A 22,425-nucleotide genomic window follows, 5' to 3' on the forward strand; every position below is an offset into this window, starting at 1 on the left:
GCGTTTTTGTTTGCCCTTATTTGGATTAAGGTTAAGGTGTGGTTTTTATTGTTATACCTTTTGTATGTCCCGAAAACTCTGGGGCATACATGCTTTGTATGGTTGATATACCATTAGAGAATGTTCCGGCATTATTTACTCTTACATCATATTCCAGTACATAAGTTCCTTTGTTCAGCCTGTCAAAAAAGAAGTTTGTAGCGGCATCTCTGGTTGTCATATAGTACCTTGTGTTTGCTGTATACTTATTGCCCGAAAAAACATCCATAGGTTCAAAACCCGAAGCTCTCATGTCTTTAAGATGAACATATTCCATGTCTTCGGTTATGTTCAATACAATTCTTACAGTAACAAGGTCGCCAATTTTTAAAGGTGAGTTAGTTGTAATTTTATTTAAGGATGCTTCACTTCCGTTTTTAATTTTCAGGTAAAGTTCTTTAGTGATATTCATTAATCCTTTTTGAGCATCCTGTATTTTATCAAGATCTTCAAAGTACTGCCAGAATAACCCTCCGTATCCCGGTACTTTACTTTTGTTTTCTATACTGAATTCTGATAGCTCTTTAGAAACTTCAGAGTTGTCCCACTCCAGTTTTACATATCCGGTTTCAGCTTCTTTTTTTGTTTCAGCCAGTTTGTTGTTCAATGAAATGTTGTCTCCACATTTTATGGTAGTGTTTTCTTTAACCGATAACCAGTCAGTTCCCTGTATTAATAAGGCATAAACGGCTTCGGTAGTAGCTTTGGTGGTTGACCAGTGTTTGTTTTGTTTATTTTTTATAAGCCATACCTTCATTGCATCTGCCGACTCCACATCATTATCAATTTCAATTATTGCCTCAATTAAAAGCGCCTGCGTCTCAATAGGTGATTTATACCAGTACCACCCAGCCTTGTTTTCTATCCAGTACATACCCCATTCGGTATTATTGGAAGAAGTTTCCCTAAGGCTTTCGGTTATTTTTTTTGCGGTGATGGTGTCGCCAAACCTGTTGAGTGTTAAGGCAGCCATTCCCTTTTCATATAGAGGGTAGTCAAGCCAGTTGGTTTTAATAATGTTTAAATATTTGTCTATCCTTGCTTTAAGGCTGTCTTTTACAGGGTATTGTTCTGTATAAAAGCTTCTTGTGTATAAATAATGGAGTGATGAATAGGGGGTGGTTAAAACTAATTTTTTATTGTTTTTTGTTCTCTCATTATCGGTTCTAATAAAATGGTCATCAATGTGCTCAACTCCTCTTTTGGTAATACCTTTAATGGAAAGGTTTGTAGTGTCGGTTATTTTTAATTTTAACAAATGACCCAGTCCGGCAAGTATATGTCGGGTAATATACTCGTCAGTTCTGCCTCCAGAAAACCATGGGAAAGCACCGTTTTCCTGTCGGTCTTCCAGTATTGCAAGGTTGGCTTTTATACCATTTTCCATTTTATCAAATTCAAAAAGGAGAGCCATTCTGTTTTTCTTTTCCTGTTCGGTTTGAGCATCCAGTAGCCATGGAGTTTCTGCCAGTATAATTGATTTAAGCTCTTCGTTCTGTTCAAGCTTAGATGGTTTTCCTTCTTTTTTCCAAGTATCAAAAACTTCTTTAATTTTAGGGTTACTTTTTAATACCGAAGCCGCAATTGCATTAGCATAGATCCTTGAAAAAAGCTGTTCAGAACATTCGTGTTCAAACTCCATAAGGTATGGTAATGACTGTAATGCTATCCATGCCGGATTTGAAGTGTATTCAAAAACCACTTTATGATTTTTAAGTGTGGACGACGTGTTGTTTTTTAAATGCTTTAATGTATACTGTTTTGTTTCATTCGGTTTAACCCATATAGGTATACTTTCGGTTACAAGTGTCCTGTTAGTTAGAACGGGAAGTAAACTTTCTACACCATCAGTATAATCGTCGGCTTTGGCAATCATTTTATACTGTATGCCTTCAATGCCGCGGGGCACAGTAATTGTCCAGTTTACAACAGTATTATCTTTGCCTGTAACTGTAAAAGGTTTGGTATTGTTACTGTTTGAGGCAATACTGTCTATTGGTTGCATGTTCATAGCATTGTATAGTATAAGCATGGCATTTCCTGTTTTAGGTACAGTAGTCATGTTTCTTACCTTAGCACTAATTACGATAGTATCGGTTTCCCTCAGAAAGCGAGGCATATTTGGCACGATCATCAAATCCTTTTGAGTAATTGCCAAATGTTCCAAATAGCCCGAATCCATTTGCCTGCTATGGGCAAACAGGCGAAGTCTCCACTCGGTTAATGCTTCAGGGGAAGTGAAGCTAAAGGTAAGGTCACCATTTTTATTTGTTGTTAAATGAGGATAAAAGAAAGCTGTTTCATTTAGGTTTTTTCGGGTTTCTACCTTTTTCAGTTCTTCTTTTTGCTTTTCAATACCGTCATAAGTTGAAATAACTATTACCCCATTAGCGCCACGGTTTCCGTAAATTGAAGTTGCAGCGGCATCTTTTAATACTTGCACATTAGCTATTTGGTTTTGATTAATACTTCTAAAACTATCTTCATCAATAGGTACACCATCTATTATAAATAGAGGCGCGATATTACCGTCTATAGTGCCTGCACCTCTAAGTGTTATAGTACTGTCACCTCCCGATAGGGAATCGGTAACTATTGATACCCCGGTAACCTGTCCCTGTAAGGTTCTTAGTGCAGATGCATTTGCCCTGTCTGCAATTGCTTCGGCAGTTATGCCTGCAACTGCCATTGCCGAATTTTGTGTAGTTGTACTTCTGTAAACATCTTTTACTATTTCACGAAGAAACATTTCTTCTTTTAGAAGAATATTATATATGTACTGGCTCCCTACAGCAACTTCCTGCCTTTCATATCCTACAAAGCTAAATTGGAGAACAGATCCTAAAGCTGCTTCAATTGTAAACTCTCCGTCTAAATTAGTTTGTGTGGCTATTTGGGTTCCTTTTACATGTACATTTGCTGTTGGTAAAGGCCCCGCCTCATCACTAACAATTCCTGTTATTTTTATTGTCTTTTCATTTAAATTTTTGTTTCCGTTGGTTTTAGCAGCATCTTTATAAATAAACCAACTGTGATTAATGTTAAATCCGTAACTGTTTATTTTATCGGGAGATGTTGAAAAAGGTACTTCGGTGTATGTGTAAGTATCAAAACCACGTGAGCTGGACTTGCCTCCTGTAGTGGTTTGTAAATAAGGTGTACTGTAGTATTTGTAATTGTTTTCTTTTAAATAAGGCCAGTCTGTCCATGAATCATAAGTGAATTGATCAAGTGAAGTGTCATACATAGATGCCAGTACTTCAAATTTCTCTTTTTCAGTTCCTTTTATACTAAACGACCATGTTTCGTTATTTCCCGGTGTTAGGTTGCTACGAAGGGTAGAAGACGTTATTTTAAGATATGAATTACTTGTTTTCCTGAAATTATATTCTTCTTTTTCAGTGAAAAAATCATTTTGCCATACGTAATAAAACTTTATTTGAACATTTTCAGTCTTAGGAGATAACGGTACTTTAATATTAGTTTTGTTATTTTGTAAGTGAGTTATTTTATCATAACTGCGATTACCGTTTTCATATGCTTCTACAGCTACATAAAGATTTTCAAGTTTAGATGCCAGTTCCAGTTCTACATATCCGTCGGTCATGTAATTTGTGTTAAGCTCTTTATATCTGAATATGTATTCACTAGGCTGTTTTTCTTTATTTTCAAAAGTGAAAGTTCTTTTCTCTTCAATAATGTGGTTTGTTGTATCGGTAGCCGAGATAACAATTTCATATTTCCCAGTATCCCATTCTTTAAGGTTTGGGCTAAGCCTGAAGGAACCATCTTTTAGTTGTACTTTTTGAGATAATATTACTCTTTCCCTCTCCGGAGACTGGGACTCTTCTCTGCTTTTATATGGGATATAAGGGAAATTCTTTTCAAATTCTTCCTGGCTTATACTCTGTATCTCCGGCTCATACCATGGTCTTTTCTTTTTTATTGATTGTTTGTTACAAGATAATTTATAGATTGTTATTTCGGCAACAGCAGGTATAGGATAATCATTAAGGTTATTCGATTTAACTAAAATTCCGTCTTTATGTTCTTCTGTAAGATCATAAGGTATATAATAGTTTAATTCCAAATCATGATAACCGGTTTTTATCTGGAGTTCTTTTTCCTGTGTTTCACCATTAATATCTGTTACTTCAATGTTTATTTCATAGCTAAATACGGGTAGTTTGTTTTCGTCCGACCCTTCTATAGCTTCGGGAGTAAAGGGTATTGAAAATTTTCCGTTTTTATCTGTTGTGGTTTCCCCCTTTATAGGGGTAAAAGAACCACTTATTCCTGATTCTGAGTAGTGTCTAGGTCTGTCTATTACATATTTTACTCTTGCTTCAGTTAAATTTGCTCCGCTTAATGCTGTAGCTTTTCCGGTTACAATTGCCGGTTTATTTATAATAATAGCTTCTTTAATTGTGTCAAACTCAATTTCAAAGGTTGGTCTTTTATATTCTTCAACCTGAACCCTTTTTGAGAAATAATCAAAGTTTACGTTTTCATTATCCCAAAAAGGATGTTCACCTTTTCTTTTATTATATGCCTCATCTAGTTCATAATCTTCGTCTTCATCAATTTCTATTTCAAACTCTCCGGTCATTGCGTTTTTTGGAATTTGAAATTCTCCTGAAAATGATCCGAATTCGTTTGTTTTAAGGCGTAAAATTTTTAGTTCGTTATTTTCATCATCATATATGTATACACTAACATAAATGTTTGGGACTGCGCTGTAAATAGAATTAACCTCTTGGTTTATTATGCCTTTAAAATATATGGTTTGCCCGGGTCTGTATATGGCCCTGTCGGTAAATACTTTACCAGAGACATTTATTTCCTGCTTCTCTTTCTTTTTGTTTTTTTTCGGATAGTAGTAATGAACCGAAGTAGTACTGTTTAGGGTGTCTTTCTTGTTGTATATGAGTGGAGTTTCGTATTTTTTACTACTTTTTTGATTATGCTTATGTTTTGGATTTTGTACAATTGCCAGTCCCTCATTGTTAGTAACATATTTTTTTTCGGCATATATAATTTTTACATTTTTAACTGGCTCGCCACTTTCCCTGTTAAGAATTCTGTAGTAAGTATAATCTTCTTCATTTTGTTCTACAGAGGTAAGATCTGTCACTATAATTTTTGCTGGTTCAGAATAGTTTTCATTGGTTTTTGTAGGAGAAATGTCCATTAGGTAATAGCCTGCCTGTAAGGGAGGTAATATGATTTCTGTATTATATTCAAAATATGGAGCCCTTTTAGGTATGTCATATTTTAGTATGGTAGGGGTAATTTCTTTTGTAGTGTCTATTTTAAAACCGGCATTTACTTTGTAAAGTTTTACATATAGAGAGTCAAAATTTCTAAAGTTTACTTTAGCTAAAAAAGGCTTATTAGGTATAATGTATTTTTCTGTTTCAATGCTGCAATATTTATCGCTAATAGAGTTTTTAAGCAATGCCGCATCATCTGCAACATGGTTTATTCTGTAATTGGTTATTATTTCGTCGCAAATTTCAATAGCCTTTCCACGGTATTCAGGGTGGTAATCTTTTTTTGCTATAGTAAGGTATAGCCGTGCCATTTTAAGTTTTGCTTCAAATGTAAAAGGAGATTGTTTCCAGTTATTGCAGGCTTCTGTAAGTGTGTTAAGGTATACCTCTTCCTGATTTTCAGGTTTGTTATAAGTGTAGTTTTTATTAAAAAAAGTAAGTCTTCTTAAAATGGCTCGTTGTAGGTTTAAAGTGTCTCTTTTATCGTGATAAAATTTTTCAATATCCTGAAATAAACCAAAAGCTTTGCTGTTTTTTGGGTAATCTGAGAAATCTGCATTTCGAAAAGTTTCACTCTTTTCAAATACTAAGTTTGTTTTTCTGGAGTATAAATCAATATTTAACTGGTTTATATATTGCTCAAAAAGAAAATCGTATAACGAACGGCTGGTTTTTGTTAGTATGGGGTTAAGATGTACAATGGCATCATAGTCACTTAAAGGTATTTTATACAGCGCCTCTCTGTTTTCAATACTTTTTATATAGGCTTTTTCTATTTCTTCACTATAGTTTGTACTGCTCCATTCCATTATGTTTTCGGGTGTAGCATTTTCAACATAAGTAGTGCTGTTTATTTCATATTTAAAGCGCTGGTAATAATCGTTTAATGCACTGGCATATAGGTATTCGATTAAAGCCTTACCTGGTATACTCGCTTTTTTCTTTTCCTGTTTTAAAAGTTTGAAAATCTTCATTTGAGCATTTTCTTCTAGTTTTTGGATATATCTGGCTTTGAAAAAGAAGGCTTTTATTATTTGCGGTTCGTTGTGTTCTTTTCGGGCAAGTTCAAGAATTTTGTCTGTTTCAGCATCGGCCGATTTTATTTTTCCGTCAAGTTCGTAGTTAATTACTTTTTCCCATTTATAATTATAATGCTGTGCATGTATGGTAAAACTTATTAATAATGTGAGTAGGAGTAAGGCTTTTTTCATGGTTGGGAGGTTTTTATAGCCAATCTACCGCATTTTTGTTTAATGCGGTTGGCTGTTGTTGTGCTATGATTTTATTACTTTTGGTATTTAATACTATGGAGTATTATTTTCCCTTTAAGGTTGGGAAGCTTATGTAAAAAAATAATCTAAAATTAAATGCGTACACATTTTATAGCAATAGGAGGGAGCGCCATGCATAACCTTGCACTGGCACTTCACGAAAAAGGATATGTGGTTACCGGTAGCGATGATGCCATTTTTGAACCATCGCGTACAAGGCTTGAAAACAAAGGGCTTTTGCCTCAGCAAATGGGATGGTTCCCTGAAAAACTTACAGCCGATATTGATGCCGTAATTTTAGGGATGCATGCAAAAGCGGATAATCCTGAGTTGTTAAAAGCACAGGAACTGGGACTTAAAATATATTCGTATCCTGAGTTTTTATATGAGCAGTCAAAAAATAAAACCCGTGTTGTTATAGGTGGTTCTCATGGAAAAACTACCATAACCAGTATGATTCTTCATGTAATGAACTACCATGATATAGAGGTAGATTATATGGTAGGGGCTCAACTGGAAGGTTTTGATACAATGGTGCATTTAACCGAAGAAAACGATTTTATAGTACTGGAAGGTGATGAATACCTTTCGTCACCTATAGACAGGAGACCCAAGTTTCACCTGTACCAGCCTAATATTGCACTTATAAGCGGAATTGCCTGGGATCATATTAATGTGTTTCCAACCTATGAGAACTATGTAGAGCAGTTTGAAATTTTTATTGAAAAAATTACAAACGGTGGTATACTGGTTTATAATGAAAACGACCCGGAAGTTAAGCGTGTAGCCGAAGCTGCTTCAAACCCAATACGTAAACTGCCATACCATACTCCGGATTATTCGGTAGAAGATGGTGTGACATATCTTGAAACTCCCGAAGGTGCTATGCCTATTGAGGTGTTTGGAGAGCACAACCTAAACAATCTTGCCGGCGCTAAGTGGATATGCCAGAATATGGGAGTAGATGAAGCCGATTTTTATGAGGCTATAGCTACTTTTAAAGGGGCAAGTAAACGACTGGAGAAAATAGCCGAGAACGGTAAAAATGTTGCTTATAAAGATTTTGCCCATTCGCCAAGTAAAGTAGCTGCCACTACAAAAGCAGTTAAAGATCAATACCCTGACAGGAAACTTATTGCCTGCCTTGAGCTGCATACTTACAGCAGTCTTAATGCCGAGTTTTTAAAAGAGTATGAAGGTGCTTTAGATAAGGCCGATGTGGCTGTAGTGTTCTACTCGCCTGAAGCGGTAAAAATAAAACAGCTTGAAGCGGTTACCTATGAGCAGATAGCGAAAGCTTTTAACAGGGAAGACCTGATTATTTATACTAATCCAGAGGCTTTTAAGGAGTATTTATTCCACTTAAAATATGATACCGAAGGCGTAGCATTGCTACTTATGAGTAGCGGTAACTATGGCGGACTTAATTTTGACGATGTGAAAACATTACTATAAAAAAAGAGGGACTTAAAGTCCCTCTTTTTTGTACCGGTAGTGCCCGCTTACAGAATAGTCAAAGAGGCAGTCTTCTAAAACTTGTCCGCTGCCTATATTGTGTACAATCATATAATTGCCTGATTTTCCTTTTTTGTTTACTACGATCCCAATGTGAGGTACTTTACCGTTTAACATCCAGGTAACAAGGTCGCCCGGTTTGTAATCACTTCCCTTTTTTGTTACTGTTAGTTTTTCTCCTTTACGGGTAAAAAAAGTTTGTAGGTTAGGTACTCTGCGATGATCAATATTAGTGTCGGTAGATTTTAAACCCCATGACTTAGGGTATTTCGAGAAGTTTGCCTTCATGTCCTCGTGTACTTCCTTTTGCAAATCAATGCCTAATTTGCGGTAAGCGCGTATTACCACATCAGTACATACACCGGTGTGTGCAGGGACATCGCCGTTAGGATATTTGATTTTTACATAAGAAGGGTCATATCTTACATGATCTTCAGTAAGAGTAATTGCAGCATCCGAAAGGCGTTCGTAGAAGTCTTTTTCTACATCTGCCTTAAAAATGGAACCGATAAGGAATAATAGTAAAAGTTGCTTCATTAATAAGGTGTTTAGTAGGTTAACGTAATATTTTTATAAAATAGTATGCGGTTTTTAATTAAATTCGCAAACCTTACTTTAATAAAATGGAAGAAACCACAGGAAGCTTTTCAATAAAATATTGGGCAGAAGACGACAAACCACGTGAAAAACTAATACTTAAAGGCAAAACAGCTCTTAGTGATGCCGAACTCATAGCTATACTTATCGGGTCGGGCAGCCGCAATGAAAGTGCTGTTGAGCTAAGTAAACGTATCTTAAAAAGTGTCGATAATAATCTTAACGCACTCGGTAAACTCTCAGTAAAACAATTAATGACCTTTAAGGGGATTGGAGAAGCAAAAGCGGTCACCATTGCTGCCGCTGCCGAGCTAGGACGAAGGAGAAGGGAGGAAGATACTGTAGACCTGAAAAAGATAACTTCAAGTAAAGCGGTTTACGAAATCATGCAGCCACTTATAGGGGAATTGCCACATGAGGAGTTTTGGATCCTGTACCTTAATAATTCCAATAAGGTAATTTATAAATCCCAGCTTAGTAAAGGTGGTATAACCGGTACTATTGTAGACGTGCGTTTGGCATTTAAACTGGCATTAGAGCATAATGCTACAGGGATGATATTGGTACACAATCATCCTTCGGGAGCATTACAGGCCAGTGAACCCGACAGGCAGATAACTAAACAAATGCAGCAGGCAGGGCAAAGCCTTAGTGTAAATATCCTGGATCATGTTATAGTAACCGAGAAAGCCTATCTCAGTTTTGCTGATGAAGGTTTTTTATAATAATGCGGAGAAATCCATTAAATGTTAGGTTAATGCCGTTTTATTATCGCCCTATTTTCGCTAACTTGCAGGGCGTCTAAATAAAGAATGATGATTACTACAAAAGATATTCACTTTTCCTATGGTAAAGGCACCTCTTTTCAGTTTCCCAATATAGTAGCCTCAAAGGGAGACAGTTTGTTAATAACAGGAGGGTCGGGAAAAGGTAAAACTACATTGCTGCATATTCTTGGAGGCTTACTAAAGCCGGAATCAGGAGATGTGCTTATAGATGAAACAAGTCTGTCGTCTCTTTCAGACAGGAAACTGGACCATTTTCGCGGTAAAAATATAGGGCTGGTATTACAGCAGGCGTACTTTGTGGCGTCACTAAGTGTACTGGAAAATGTGGTGCTGGCATCATGGCTGGCAACAGGTCATCAGGCGACCGAAAAGGCAAAACAGCTTTTGGAACAGTTAGATCTTAAAGATCACTTGCATAAACTGCCATCACAGTTAAGTATAGGTCAGCAACAAAGGGTGTCAATAGCCCGTGCGCTAATCAATGAGCCTAAGTTACTCCTTGCAGACGAGCCTACTTCAAGTCTGGATGACGAAAACGCCTATAAGGTAGCTGATATGCTTTCGGGGCTGGCAAAACAATTTGGAACTGCTTTGGTAATAGTTACTCACGACCAGAGGTTAAAAGACCGTTTCCCTAATCAAATCACTTTATCATGATTACTAAAATTGCCTGGAAAAATATATGGTTCAAACCGCTTAATACTATACTAAGTATAATATTATTAACGGCGAGTGTGGCTATAATTACCCTGCTTATATTACTGCAGGATCAGTTTGAAAAAAAATTCAACGATAATATAGACGGTATTGATATGGTACTTGGTGCTCAGGGTAGCCCGTTGCAGCTTATACTGTCATCGGTTTATCAGGTAGATGCACCTACCGGTAATATTGATTATGCCGAAGCTAAACAATGGATGAATCACCGCTTTGTGGAAACAGCTATACCATTAGCCTTTGGTGATAATTACCATGGCTTCAGGATCGTGGGAACAACTCCCGAATATCTTACAAAGTATGGAGCAGAGTTAAGCGAAGGGAAAGTATTTGAGCATAACTTTGATGTGGTTGTAGGTAGTGCTGTGGCACAAAAAATGGATATTAAGGTTGGTGATAAGTTCTTTGGTTCTCACGGAGATTCAGAAGAGGGTGAAGTACATGATGATCACGCCTATGTAGTAACCGGTATTGCTTCACACACAGGTAAGGTAGTAGATAATTTAATACTATGTAATATACCTAGTGTTTGGGCTATGCACGATCATGAGCACGAACACAATCATGATGAAGAAGGAACTGCAGAGGCACATAATCATGACGACCACGATCATGACCATCATGACCACGAAGCAACCGAAGAGATGCATGATCATGAGGAACATGCTGTGGCAGAAGAGGCCCATCACCACGACGATGACCATGATCACGACCATCACGCTGAAGAAGCTCACGATCACGATCATGTAGATGTTCCGGTAAGCGAAGAAGGAAAAGAGATTACGGCTGTACTTCTTAAGTTTAAAAGTAAAATGGCTATTGTTACCTGGCCAAGGCTAATACCTCAAAATACAAAAATGCAGGGAGCACTTCCGGCTATAGAGATAAACAGGTTGTTTACACTATTTGGTATCGGGTTAGATGCTTTGCAGTATCTGGCTTACGGCATTATGCTTATATCGGGTATCAGTATCTTTATTGCTTTGTTCAATACGCTTAAAGAGAGAAAGTATGAGTTTGCTTTATTACGTGTTAACGGGGCAAGCAGGCTTCAGTTATTAATGCTGGTGCTTATAGAAAGTCTTTTACTTTGTGTTACCGGATATATTTTTGGAACGATTGTTGGACGATTGGCATTAAGCCTTATTTCGGGTTCGTCTGAAAGCGAATTTAAAATTTCGTTTAATCCCTTAGAGTTTGTGTGGGAAAAAGAAGGATATTTATTCCTGCTCACTATCTTTGTAGGGGTTTTAGCAGCGGTTATACCTGCGGTTAAGGCTTATGGTTTAAATATTTCTAAAACACTGGCAAATGCGTAAAAATTATTTAGTAGTAGCAGTTATTATGTTCTCGGGGTTAATGTTGATGTCTATGCGTACACCATCTGTAAACGCTTCGGGTTTTATAAAGCAATCAACGGTTAAAGACAATATAGAGGTTTTTGCAGATACACTATCGTGGAAACTTTTGGGTGAAATAAAATATGTAAAAAAGGCGAGTGATGATTATCCTGAGGGGGTAATGTTTCCGGTAGTGAATTCAACACTAAAAGCAAAAAGCAAAAAGACTATAGTGATGAGTGGTTTTATTATACCTATAGACAACAAAACGTATGCGCTTAGTAAAAACGTTTTTGCTTCTTGTTTCTTTTGTGGTCAGGCGGGACCTGAAACCATTATGGGGATCAAATTCAAGGATCCAAATATGAGACTGAAAACCGACCAGTATGTAACATTACAGGGAACTTTCAGGTACAATGACAGTGATGTGGACGACTGGATTTATCATATTGAAAATGCCGTTATAGTAAAACAATAATCAGTTTATGAAACTTCCTGAAAAGAAAGCTGTTTTTTTTGATCTTGACCATACCTTGTGGGATTTCGAGAAAAACTCAGCCCTTACTTTTGAAGCCATATTGCAAAAGCATGAGGTAGGAGTAAATATTCCTGAGTTTATAAAATTATATATTCCCATTAATCTTAAATACTGGAAAATGTTTCGTGATGGTCATATCGGTCAGCAGGAACTAAGGTATAAAAGACTAAAGGAAACTTTTGATGCTGTGGAGTACAGTATTGATGATGAACTTATCAATACACTGTGGGAAGATTATATAGAACTGCTGCCTACCTTTAATCATTTACACGATGGTGCGGTAGAAATACTGGAGTATTTAAGTCCTAAATATAGCCTTCATATAATAACCAATGGGGTACAGGAGGTAGGTAAACTTAAAAATTCTGAAATTCATCATTATTTTGAAACAGTAACAAATTCTGAACATGCAGGGTATAAAAAACCCGATGCCAGGATTTTTGAATATGCTTTAAAAGCAGCTAATATAGAAAAGCCTCACGGTGTTATGGTAGGTGATTGTATTGAGGCCGATGTACAGGGCGCTTTAAATTGCGGACTGGACGCTATTTATTTTAATGAAAACAAACTGGCGGTAAAAGAAGGGATATCCCAAATCAATCACCTGCTGGAGTTAAAAAACTTTCTCTAATTATGAAAAAACTTATCCTTCTTGCTTTATTAATTTTTGCTTCATCGATTAAAGCACAAAGCACAGATGTTAGTGATTATAAATATGTTGTTATTCCTCAAATCTTTGACTTCCTTACAAAGAAAGATGAGTACAACCTTAATACTATCACTAAAATGATGTTTGAGAAAAAAGGGTTTGAAGTTTATTTTGCCGGTGAGGAACTTCCTTTTGAAGCGAAAATGGACCGTTGTAAGGTATTGTATGCAGATTTGATTGCAAATTCTAAGTTTCTATCTACAGGTATTACCATTGTAATAAAAAACTGTGTGGATCAGGAAGTATTCAAATCAGACGAAGGTATAAGTAAAGAAAAAGAATTAAGAAAAGCATATTATGCCGCTTTAAGAGAAGCTTCTCAGTCATTTAATGCTTTGTATTATCAATATAAAGGAGAAAATGCAACACCTCTTGTTGCCAGTTCTAAAGAAGACGGTACTTCGGTTAAAAAAAGAGATAATCAATTGTACGCTAAACCTACTTCATACGGTTATGAGCTGCTTGATAAGACCGAAAAAACCGTGCTGAAAATGTATAAAACTTCTCAGCCCGATTCTTATAGTGCTAAGATGGAGGATGTAACAGGAGTTGTATTCAAAAAAGATGAAAAATGGATTTTTGAATATTACTTAAATGATGAGCCTGTAACCCAAGAGCTTAATATTAAGTTTTAATATTAATAATTATACTTGTCTCTCCACCTGTTTTTAAGAAAATCACGGGTGGCATTTTCACGACTGTTATTTCCGGGTTCATAAAAGGCAGTGCCTTTTATATCATCGGGTAAAAACTCCTGATCAACAAAGTTGTTGTTGTAATCGTGTGCGTACTTATACTCTTCACCATAGCCCAGTTCCTTCATTAATTTGGTAGGAGCATTGCGCAAGTGGAACGGTACAGGTAAATCACCTGTTTGTTTTACTACCTGCTGTGCTTTGCCAATAGCCATATATGAGGCATTACTTTTTGGCGAAGTAGCAAGGTAAACAGCACACTGGCTTAATATAATTCTTGATTCCGGATATCCAATAGTCGAAACGGCCTGAAAAGTGTTATTAGCCATAATAAGGGCAGTAGGGTTGGCATTGCCAATATCTTCAGATGCCGAGATAAGCATTCGTCGGGCAATAAATTTTAAATCCTCTCCGCCTTCAATCATTCTGGCTAACCAGTAAACAGCACCATTAGGATCACTCCCTCTAATCGACTTAATGAAAGCCGAGACAATATCATAATGCTGTTCTCCGGTTTTGTCATACATCACTGTGTTTTTTTGAGCAAGATGCATAACCCTATCATTGGTTATTATAATGTCATCTCCTTCAGATGCATTAATAACTAACTCAAATGTGTTTAGGAGTTTTCTTCCGTCACCGCCCGAAAGGCGTAGTAAAGCTTCGGTTTCCCTAAGGTCTATTTTTTTCTGTTTCAGTATTTCGTCGGCTTCCATAGCTCGGTGCAATAAAGCCTCTAAATCTTCTTTAGAAAAAGCATTAAGTACATATACCTGACATCTTGACAATAATGCGGGTATAACCTCAAAACTCGGGTTTTCGGTAGTTGCACCTATCAATGTTACCCATCCTTTTTCTACAGCAGCTAACAGTGAATCCTGCTGCGATTTACTAAAACGATGAATCTCATCAATAAAAAGGATAGGGTTTTTAGAAGTGAAAAGTCCGCCGCTTTGTTTGGCTTTTTCAATAACATCACGCACTTCCTTGACGCCCGAATTAATAGCACTCAGTACATAAAACGGTCTTTTAGACTCTTCGGCCATAATTTGTGCCAGCGTAGTTTTACCCGTTCCCGGAGGACCCCATAATATTAATGATGGGATTACTCCGCGTGCAATTTGATGGGTTAACGATCCGTTTGGACCAACTAAATGCTGCTGACTTATATACTCAGATAATTGTGTAGGGCGTATGCGTTCTGCTAAAGGTGCTTCCATGGTGTAAAATTACTGATTTATGACAAAATTGCACTAAGACAAAATTGGTTAAATTATTGTGTGTTTACAAAAAGCTTAACACACTATTTATGACCGATAACCAATTTAAATTTTCACCTTCTGTACTGGCATGGCCGCTTTACTTTGTATTACTGCTATGGATAGTGTTTTGGGCTGACGGAAAGTTTCACCTTCATTTAACCGAATTTGGTATTTATCCACGTACACTAAAGGGCTTGAGAGGGATAGTGTTTAGTCCGTTTCTGCACGGTAGTCTTGAACACTTATATAATAACTCTATTCCGTTACTGGTGCTTATTGCCGGGTTAAGGTATTTTTACCGTAAGCAGGCACTGCAGGTTCTTGTATATGGAGTGTTGCTGTCTGGCTTTATTACTTGGTTAATAGGGAGGGAGTCCTATCATATTGGTGCAAGCGGACTTATATATGTACTGGTAAGCTTTATGTTTTTTAAAGGAATGCAAAGTGGCTATTACAGGCTGGTAGCTCTTTCACTTTTAATTGTGATGTTTTACGGAGGTATGATTTGGTATGTGTTTCCTGATATTGAAGAAGGGATATCATGGGAAGGGCATTTAGGCGGACTTATTACCGGTATACTTTTCTCAAGAATTTATTCTACGCCACAATATAAAAAACAAATTACTTACGATTGGCAAAGGCCTGATTTTGATCCAAGCCAAGATCCCTTCATGAAACGCTTTGATGAGAATGGTAATTTTGTAAATCCTCCTAAACCTGAACCGGAAGAAGAATTTACTGATGCACATGGCGAGCCCGTTACACAAAGTAATCTTACTACGGCATCACATACACACAATGTGCCGGTGTTTCGTATAGTTTATAATTATATCCCTAAACCAGCTGAAGAGAAGGGGGAAGGAGATATAGAAGAAGAAAAGGCAGACTAAAGTCGCTGCCTTACTGCTTCATATAAAAAGGCGCCACAGGCAACCGATACATTTAACGATGAAATAGTTCCAAACATAGGTAGTTTGGCTTTTTCGTCTACTATTTTTAAAACAGAAGGGTTAATTCCTCTGTCTTCAGATCCCATTATAATTGCAACAGGTTCGTTAAAAGCTACATCATAAATTGTGCTTTCGGTTTTCTCGGTAGCAGCTATAGTTTTAATGCCCGAGCCCTGTAAGTGAAAAATAGCATCCTTAATATGCTCAACCTTACATATAGGTACATTAAAAACAGCTCCCGCTGATGTTTTAACCGTATCACCATTCACTGGTGCCGATCCCTGTTTCTGGATAATAATGCCGTCAACTCCGGTACATTCGGCAGTTCGGATAATGGCTCCAAAGTTACGGGCATCAGATAATTGATCCAGTATAAGGAAAAGAGGAGTTTTACCACTTTCTAAAACAATTTCAACAAGCGTTTCTAAATTATGGAAGCTTACAGGTGCAATAGTAGCCACAGCTCCCTGATGATTGTTGTGTGTAAGCCTGTTTAGTTTTTCTACCGGAACATAGCTAAAATTAACGCTGTTTTTCTTGATGGTTTTCATCAGTTCACGCATCAGGTCTCCCTGAGCGTCTTTTTGAATAAAAACCTTATCAACTTCCTTACCGGCATTTATGGCTTCCATAATGGCCCTTATCCCAAAAATCTGATGTTCTTTTTCCATGCTGCAAAGGTATAAAAAAACCACCCTTAACAGGGTGGTTTTAAGAGACGAAGTTTCTCTTTTAATACTCATCTTCCAAAAAGCCGGTTCTTTTGTGTCCTGCGAAGATGATTATTGTACCCGGATCATAACTAAACTCCCCTTTAAAGTAAATACTGTCTGTTACCACTCCAGATTCTGAGTGTGCAGCATTTTTAAGTACTTTACCATCGGTTACATTAAAAGTACTTCCTGGGTCCACTAAATTTTCTTCATCAGTGGTGGTAAAAGTAAGGTTGCTTAAATTTACAGCTACAGTACCTTTTATATAGTAACCATTTTGGTTATCATCTATGTACATTCTACCGTCTCCGGCATTAGTGTCATATGTTTTATGAAGTATGTGTTGAGCCAATACTGAGCCCGATGCTTCATCTATAATGTCTATCCACCACTCGCCGTTCATGGCTACAGATGGTGTGGTTTCCATGCCATAGTCATCATACCCGTCTACATCACATGAAGTGATAGAGAAGGCAAAAATCCCTACAAGCAATAATAATCTTTTAATATTTTTCATGGATTACCTTTTTTAAAATTGAACTTGTGTAAGTGTACTTTCAAACGTATATGTTGTGCCCGAAACGTTCCAAACAGTTGTTAGTACAAGTGTTTTTGTATCTGGATCAACAGTTAGAGCAGTTATTTCAGAACTACCTCCAAAATATCTGTTTGTTTGTGTACCTGGGAAACTAAAGTCGTTAGACGGGATATCGTTTGCAACAATAACTCCTCCCGGTGTTTCTGAAAAATCAATAGCTCTACCAAATAAATACCAACCTCCAAAAGAATCTGATATTTGGTAACTACCATCAGCATTTTTCCATATTAACATGTACTCAATGTCAGTATAGTCTTCAGGATTAGTAGATGGCTGAGATCCGTTTCTGAAAACCGTACAGGTGTAAAGTCCTTCAATGCTTGTTACAAGGTCTCCCGTATTAGCTACAATAACCTGTCTTGTTGCAGAGTCGCTAAAACCATCTACGTTTGTTGCAGAGTATTCCTGAGTGTATATGTCAGAAATACTGGTGTCAAGCGTTGTAGATGTATTGTTTCTGTACCGGCCTACAAATCGGATATCTACAGGTACTTCTACTCCGTCAATTGTTGCAACAGCACCCGGATCAGTATATGATTCGTCAACGTTTAAAAGAACTTCACCTCCATTAACCTCAATTATAGGGTAAAAGGTTGTTTTAGATTCGACTGGGTCTTCATATCCGCACGATGCTAACATAGCAAGGGATAAAAGTAAACCGGTCTTTAATGTTTTATATATAATTTTCATGACTTCAGTTTTTTAATTATTCAGTTTTCTGATCCCACCAAACATTATCTGTTAAGCTGTTATGCTGAGTTATGTTCGGGTTTCTGTTTACTTCATCGTCCGGATAGAATAATATACTTGGTATTTGTACATTAGGTAAAGTTGATATAGCCGACGGTATTCTGTTACCCATGCTATAATCTTGTGTTCCCTCAGGTACTACTTCAGGGAATTTAGTTCTTGTAGCTTCAATATAAGCTTCTATGTTGTTTACATAAGGAAGTGAAGCCCATTTTTGAATCATTACTTGTCTTAATAGTGTTTCTGTGTCACCGGTTGCGTTATACTCATAAGCACCTCCTGCTCCTGTAAGAGCTGTAGCTGCAGCTGTAGCATCAGCAACAGAGAATACTGGCTCAAGGTTTTCATCAGCATCTGTTAAATCATTATCCTTTTCAAAGTAGTTTGCATAAGTAAGGAATGATTGTAGTACACCATTGTCATATTTTGCCTGAGCTCCGGCTCCTGCAGCATAGCGTATTAAAGCTTCTGCCTGAAGGAAGTTGCTTTCTGCCATAGACATTAGGAAGACAGGAGTTTTAGGCCAAATATTTGGTCTTCCGTAAGAAGCTGCTGTGTTGTTAAAATCGTTACCGGTTCCCTGAGAGATAGAGGGGAAGTTTAATGGATTAGTTCCCGACGGTCTGTAAACAGCCTGAATTCTTATGTCACCATTTGCTTCATAAAAATCACGTAGTGTATTACTTGCCACATTGTTTACATCACCAAGTCTGTCAATCTGAACTTCGTAGAAAGGATTTCTCTGGTTTTGAGAATCTCCGAAGTTTGTAAAGGCAGCATCAGCCGTGATGAAGTTATCTTCAGCGATTAACGCATTAACGGCAGTTGCATTAGCCATTGATGTGTAAGCCATTCTAATATACATTTTTAGTTTTAATGTATTTGCAAACTGTACCCATCTTGCTACATTACCTCCGTATATCTGATCCTGAGATCCAACACCTCCGTTAACTGGATTTGCCTCATATGCAGCTACTGCAGCATCTATTTCGGCCATTAAACCAGTATAAACATCTTCACCCGAAGTTACAGCAGGTGTAATGTTGTTAATACCCTGTAGAGCTTCTGTATAAGGAACTCCGTCAAATAAGTCTACAAGTAGCTGAAATGTATATGCTTTTAAACAGGTAGCGATAACTACAGTTCCTGTATCACCATCCTGCTCAGCTTCGTTAATAACGAATTCAAGATCGTTAAGGCATCCTGCATACAATTCAGTCCAAAGCCTGTCGGCATATGATGTTGTTAAGTTGTATTGATCAAAAACTTCATATTGGCTGGCACTAGGGGATTGTGTGTGGTACTGAGCCCAAAAACCTCCTAAGTTTGTTAATTCACCACCCAGAACAGTTACAAGGGAAGCCTCGGCAGAAGCAAGGGCCAGCCCTTTTGTTATTTGCGTAGGTGAGTTTGGATCAGTATTTATATCCAAATCATCTTCACAGGATGTAAAGACTATCGCAAATGATAGTAAGAATATTTTAAATATATTTTTCATGATAATTTTTTTTAAAAGTTTGCTTTAATGCTGAAACCGATACTTCTTGTTGAAGGGTTCGCGCTAAATTCACCAAACTGACTAGCTAAGTCTGTACCAAATGTTGAAGCTTCAGGGTCAATGTACTGATTGCTTCTAGGTGTCCATAAGAATAGGTTACGACCAATGGCAGATACCTGTAATCTTTGAATAAATCCGTCACCTAATAATTCAGATGGTAAATCGTAGCTTAAAACAACCTCTCTTAATTTAATGAACGACTTGTCTATTACTGTTGCTCTTGCAAGCGCATCAGCTCTGTAATAATCATCCATGTGCTCTACATCAACTGCAGTTGTGTTAGGAGAGTAAGAAACGCTACCGTCATCAGCTACATTTTTAACAACAGATCCAGGAACGATAAATGGCTGACGATCGTTGTATGTTGTTGTTATAGAGTTACCTGTAAATCGTGTGATATCTGCAGTACGGGAGTACATTAAACCTCCCTGACGAATATCAAATGTAAAATCTAGTGTAACGCCTTTCCATCTAAAGGTATTTCCAATACCCATAGTGTAGTCATATTGAGTGTCACCATAAACTTCTTTCACAGATGATGCAATTGGAACACCATTAGCATCAACTACTATGTTTCCGTCAGGATCTGTTTCCGGAACACTACCCATAATAAGAGCAATAGGTTCTCCCGGTCTTGCTATGAGTGATGTTGTACTTAAACCACCTAGGTCTACCTGTTGGATACGTGGGTCAAGCTCCTCTAGTATTGCATTGTTTGTTGCAAAGTTTACCGAAGTACTCCACTCAAAACCATCAGTTTTACTTCTTATAAGGTTTAAAGTAAGTAAAGCTTCAAAACCTTTGTTAGATATAGTACCAATGTTTGCAGTTTGGTTTGTATAACCACTACTTGGTGCTAACGGAAGGTTTAATATCTGGTCTTCTACTTTTGCATCATAGTATGTTGCATCAATCGAGATTAAGTTATCAAAGAATGAAGCTTCAATACCTACTTCAAACTCTTTTCTTCTTTCCGGTCTTAAGTCTGGGTTTGCCAGTCTGTTACCTACTTCATAACCTGTAATTCCGTTTACAGGGTAGTTGTAGTTTCTAAAGCCTTGGTTGTCAATACTACCTAAAGTATATACTGATAGTACCTGGTATGGGGTTGTATCAACCCCTGTTTCACCATAACCAACTCTTAACTTACCGTAATTAACTACATTTTTAATTTCCGGGAAAGTGTTAGTAAATAACCAGCTCATGTTAGCACCTCCGTAAAATACAGATCTTTGATCTTTTGGAAGTGTAGAGTACCAGTCATTTCTTAAGTTAGCTGTGAAGTATAACTGATCGTTAAATGAAACTGTTGTTGAGTTATATAGACCATATAGTTTTCTTGAGTTTCTGGTAGATGTAATAGTTGGTACATCAGCACTATTAGCAAACGAATAGAATCCCGGTATATCCTGAGTAGGTACACTTGCCGCAAGTGAACTACCTTCTCTTGTGTTAGCATTGAAACCAAAAGTTGAAGCTAAACCTACTTTTTCACTTAAGTCAAAATTTAGGTTATAAAGTATATCGTGGTTTAACTGCTTAATAGTATTGTGAGCTTCTGCATAAGTACCCGGTTGCTCTGTAGATGTGCCATCGTTAGGGCTTCCTGGATCTGCATCAACTTCAGCAGTCCATATTCTTAGTTTATCACTGTATTGGTCTAAACCAAAACGATAAGATACACTAGACCATTTGTTTATTTCATAAGAAAGTTCGATAGAACCATATACTCTTTCTTTGTTATAGTCACTACCGTTTTCGTTAAGAGTAAAATATGGGTTGGTTACACCATAAGGGGTGTAGTAGTTAGATACATTGTGGAATGGGTTGTTGTAATCTGCAAATTCTGTGATTGGAATATCAGTAGGAATCTGCATAAGGTTATTGAATGTATTAACCCCTTGTCCTGTAGATACAGCACTACCGCCTGTATTAACATAGTTTAAATTACCACTTAAAGTGAAGTTTTTGATTTTTGAACTACCTGATAAACCTATAGTATTTCTTTCAAAAGAATCAGAATCTGTAGGATATATACCGTCCTGTTGCAGGTTAGAGTAAGAAAGTCTTACGCTGCTGTCTCCGCTACCACCTGAAACAGATGTTGTTGTAAATGTTGAAGTTCCAATGTCAAAAAAGTTTTCAAGCTGGTCTTCCTGGAATACATAAGGTTTGATAAGTTGAGAGTTGTTCACAACATTACCCCATGTACGTACAGTTCCGTCAAAGCGAGGACCCCATGAACCGTTTTCACCTAAATAGTGAACACCATCCCATCCCTGTCCGAAAGTAGACTGGTATTTAGGGGTTCTTAAAATTGAAGTGAAGAAAGTTGTTGTAGAGAAGTCTACAGCCAGTTTTCCGGCTTTACCTTTTTTAGTTGTAATCATGATAACACCATTTGCAGCACGCGAACCATAAAGTGCTGTTGCAGATGCACCTTTAAGTATTGTCATACTTTCAATGTCATCAGGGTTAATGTCTGATGATCCACGACCAAAGTCATAACCTCCGTTTAGGTCGTCTGAAAAGTTTGTGTTATCATTAATTGGAACACCGTCCACAACATAAAGTGGCTGGTTACTACCACCAAGTGTACTAATACCCCTGATGATAACCCCTGATGAGGCACCCGGGTCTGTAGATGCATTGGAAATTACAACACCGGCAACTTTACCTTTAATGGCGTTAGCAATGTCTCCCTGTGCACCTTTCTCGATCTCTTCAGATCTAATGGTTGATGTGGCGGCACCAATCGATGCCTTTTCACGTTTAATACCTACCGCTGTAATTACTACGGCATCCAGCTCGGTAGTGTCGTCTGCTAAAGTTACATTTACTGTGGTTGATGAAGCAGGAATTTCCTGTGCTTTCATCCCAATGTAACTAAAAACCAGAACCTGATCAGGACTGACTTTGATTTCATACTTACCATCGATGTCCGTTTGAACTCCGTTTGTTGTTCCCTTAATTAAAACGTTAACACCCGGAAGCGGAAAACCTGTCTGGTCTACGACAGTACCAGAAACTGTCCTCTCCTGCGCAAATGAGATTTGCATTATCAACGCAAAGAAGAGCGTCAATAATCCCTTTAGTTTTGTCTTCATTGAAA

16 protein-coding genes are annotated in these 22,425 nt (G+C 37.4%); 8 read left to right on the plus strand and 8 right to left on the minus strand.

The window, feature by feature from the left end; all coding sequences use genetic code 11:
- Positions 1-31: 31 nt before the first annotated feature.
- A complete protein-coding gene (locus Q763_RS17305) occupies positions 32-6,523 on the minus strand; it encodes an alpha-2-macroglobulin family protein (protein WP_052123160.1) in 6,492 nt (2,163 codons plus the stop codon).
- Between the two features lie 156 nt (positions 6,524-6,679).
- Between Q763_RS17305 and Q763_RS00260 the strand changes: the two genes are divergently transcribed.
- A complete protein-coding gene (locus Q763_RS00260) occupies positions 6,680-8,038 on the plus strand; it encodes a UDP-N-acetylmuramate--L-alanine ligase (RefSeq protein WP_035129719.1) in 1,359 nt (452 codons plus the stop codon).
- Positions 8,039-8,050: 12 nt separating this feature from the next.
- On the opposite strand, the gene Q763_RS00265 is transcribed toward Q763_RS00260, so the two are convergent.
- A complete protein-coding gene (locus tag Q763_RS00265) occupies positions 8,051-8,635 on the minus strand; it encodes a DUF1287 domain-containing protein (protein ID WP_052123161.1) in 585 nt (194 codons plus the stop codon).
- Positions 8,636-8,721: 86 nt separating this feature from the next.
- On the opposite strand from Q763_RS00265, the gene radC reads away from it, so the two are divergent.
- From radC to Q763_RS00295, 6 genes are all read left to right on the plus strand, one after another.
- Positions 8,722-9,420 carry a RadC family protein gene (gene radC / locus Q763_RS00270; RefSeq protein WP_035129721.1) on the plus strand — a complete coding sequence of 233 codons (699 nt, stop codon included), beginning with the start codon at positions 8,722-8,724 and terminating at the stop codon, positions 9,418-9,420.
- An 87-nt stretch (positions 9,421-9,507) separates the two neighbouring features.
- Positions 9,508-10,140: an ABC transporter ATP-binding protein gene (locus Q763_RS00275; RefSeq protein ID WP_232297483.1), complete on the plus strand. Its 633-nt coding sequence runs from the start codon at positions 9,508-9,510 to the stop codon at positions 10,138-10,140.
- The gene (locus Q763_RS00280) at positions 10,137-11,519 is read left to right on the plus strand and encodes an ABC transporter permease (RefSeq protein WP_052123162.1); all 1,383 of its coding nucleotides are present in this window, start codon (positions 10,137-10,139) and stop codon (positions 11,517-11,519) included. Before Q763_RS00275 ends, Q763_RS00280 begins: the two co-directional genes overlap by 4 nt.
- Positions 11,512-12,018 carry a hypothetical protein gene (locus Q763_RS00285; RefSeq protein ID WP_035129738.1) on the plus strand — a complete coding sequence of 169 codons (507 nt, stop codon included), beginning with the start codon at positions 11,512-11,514 and terminating at the stop codon, positions 12,016-12,018. The genes Q763_RS00280 and Q763_RS00285 overlap by 8 nt, the downstream gene beginning before the upstream one ends.
- 7 nt (positions 12,019-12,025) lie before the next feature.
- The gene (locus Q763_RS00290; RefSeq protein WP_035129741.1) at positions 12,026-12,709 is read left to right on the plus strand and encodes a YjjG family noncanonical pyrimidine nucleotidase; all 684 of its coding nucleotides are present in this window, start codon (positions 12,026-12,028) and stop codon (positions 12,707-12,709) included.
- A 2-nt stretch (positions 12,710-12,711) separates the two neighbouring features.
- Positions 12,712-13,422 (plus strand): hypothetical protein, encoded by a 711-nt coding sequence (locus tag Q763_RS00295; RefSeq protein ID WP_035129744.1) that lies wholly within the window; start codon positions 12,712-12,714, stop codon positions 13,420-13,422.
- A 2-nt stretch (positions 13,423-13,424) separates the two neighbouring features.
- Here the strand turns inward: Q763_RS00295 and Q763_RS00300 are convergent, their stop codons facing one another.
- Positions 13,425-14,702 (minus strand): replication-associated recombination protein A, encoded by a 1,278-nt coding sequence (locus Q763_RS00300; protein WP_035129747.1) that lies wholly within the window; start codon positions 14,700-14,702, stop codon positions 13,425-13,427.
- A gap of 89 nt (positions 14,703-14,791) precedes the next feature.
- Between Q763_RS00300 and Q763_RS00305 the strand changes: the two genes are divergently transcribed.
- Entirely contained in the window at positions 14,792-15,634 is an 843-nt protein-coding gene (locus Q763_RS00305; RefSeq protein ID WP_052123163.1) for a rhomboid family intramembrane serine protease, read from the plus strand.
- Here Q763_RS00305 and rlmB read toward each other — a convergent pair.
- The 5 genes from rlmB to Q763_RS00330 form a co-directional block, all read right to left on the minus strand.
- The gene (gene rlmB, locus Q763_RS00310; protein WP_035130628.1) at positions 15,631-16,365 is read right to left on the minus strand and encodes a 23S rRNA (guanosine(2251)-2'-O)-methyltransferase RlmB; all 735 of its coding nucleotides are present in this window, start codon (positions 16,363-16,365) and stop codon (positions 15,631-15,633) included. The genes Q763_RS00305 and rlmB overlap by 4 nt on opposite strands.
- Positions 16,366-16,426: 61 nt before the next feature.
- Positions 16,427-16,924 (minus strand): lipid-binding protein, encoded by a 498-nt coding sequence (locus Q763_RS00315; protein WP_035129750.1) that lies wholly within the window; start codon positions 16,922-16,924, stop codon positions 16,427-16,429.
- Positions 16,925-16,936: 12 nt separating this feature from the next.
- Positions 16,937-17,695, minus strand: a complete 759-nt coding sequence (locus Q763_RS00320; RefSeq protein ID WP_035129753.1) for an immunoglobulin-like domain-containing protein — start codon at positions 17,693-17,695, stop codon at positions 16,937-16,939.
- A 16-nt stretch (positions 17,696-17,711) separates the two neighbouring features.
- Positions 17,712-19,253, minus strand: coding sequence for a SusD/RagB family nutrient-binding outer membrane lipoprotein (locus Q763_RS00325; RefSeq protein WP_035129754.1), 1,542 nt, complete (start codon positions 19,251-19,253; stop codon positions 17,712-17,714).
- 11 nt (positions 19,254-19,264) lie between these two features.
- Positions 19,265-22,420 carry a SusC/RagA family TonB-linked outer membrane protein gene (locus Q763_RS00330; protein ID WP_232297484.1) on the minus strand — a complete coding sequence of 1,052 codons (3,156 nt, stop codon included), beginning with the start codon at positions 22,418-22,420 and terminating at the stop codon, positions 19,265-19,267.
- Between the last annotated feature and the right edge of the window lie 5 nt (positions 22,421-22,425).

Origin of the sequence: Flavobacterium beibuense F44-8, from assembly GCF_000769915.1 — a bacterium.
Classification (GTDB): Bacteria; Bacteroidota; Bacteroidia; order Flavobacteriales; family Flavobacteriaceae; genus Flavobacterium; species Flavobacterium beibuense.

Bases quoted from the DNA above. Each gene is read 5' to 3' on its own strand.
- Q763_RS00285 (WP_035129738.1), top strand. From the start codon at position 11,512: ATGCGTAAAAATTATTTAGTAGTAGCAGTTATTATGTTCTCGGGGTTA.
- Q763_RS00290 (WP_035129741.1), top strand. From the start codon at position 12,026: ATGAAACTTCCTGAAAAGAAAGCTGTTTTTTTTGATCTTGACCATACC.
- Q763_RS00305 (WP_052123163.1), top strand. From the start codon at position 14,792: ATGACCGATAACCAATTTAAATTTTCACCTTCTGTACTGGCATGGCCG.
- radC (WP_035129721.1), top strand. From the start codon at position 8,722: ATGGAAGAAACCACAGGAAGCTTTTCAATAAAATATTGGGCAGAAGAC.
- Q763_RS00325 (WP_035129754.1), bottom strand. From the start codon at position 19,253: ATGAAAAATATATTTAAAATATTCTTACTATCATTTGCGATAGTCTTT.
- Q763_RS00260 (WP_035129719.1), top strand. From the start codon at position 6,680: ATGCGTACACATTTTATAGCAATAGGAGGGAGCGCCATGCATAACCTT.
- Q763_RS00295 (WP_035129744.1), top strand. From the start codon at position 12,712: ATGAAAAAACTTATCCTTCTTGCTTTATTAATTTTTGCTTCATCGATT.
- Q763_RS00330 (WP_232297484.1), bottom strand. From the start codon at position 22,420: ATGAAGACAAAACTAAAGGGATTATTGACGCTCTTCTTTGCGTTGATA.
- Q763_RS00265 (WP_052123161.1), bottom strand. From the start codon at position 8,635: ATGAAGCAACTTTTACTATTATTCCTTATCGGTTCCATTTTTAAGGCA.
- Q763_RS00275 (WP_232297483.1), top strand. From the start codon at position 9,508: ATGATGATTACTACAAAAGATATTCACTTTTCCTATGGTAAAGGCACC.
- Q763_RS00320 (WP_035129753.1), bottom strand. From the start codon at position 17,695: ATGAAAATTATATATAAAACATTAAAGACCGGTTTACTTTTATCCCTT.
- Q763_RS00280 (WP_052123162.1), top strand. From the start codon at position 10,137: ATGATTACTAAAATTGCCTGGAAAAATATATGGTTCAAACCGCTTAAT.
- Q763_RS00300 (WP_035129747.1), bottom strand. From the start codon at position 14,702: ATGGAAGCACCTTTAGCAGAACGCATACGCCCTACACAATTATCTGAG.
- Q763_RS00315 (WP_035129750.1), bottom strand. From the start codon at position 16,924: ATGAAAAATATTAAAAGATTATTATTGCTTGTAGGGATTTTTGCCTTC.
- Q763_RS17305 (WP_052123160.1), bottom strand. From the start codon at position 6,523: ATGAAAAAAGCCTTACTCCTACTCACATTATTAATAAGTTTTACCATA.
- rlmB (WP_035130628.1), bottom strand. From the start codon at position 16,365: ATGGAAAAAGAACATCAGATTTTTGGGATAAGGGCCATTATGGAAGCC.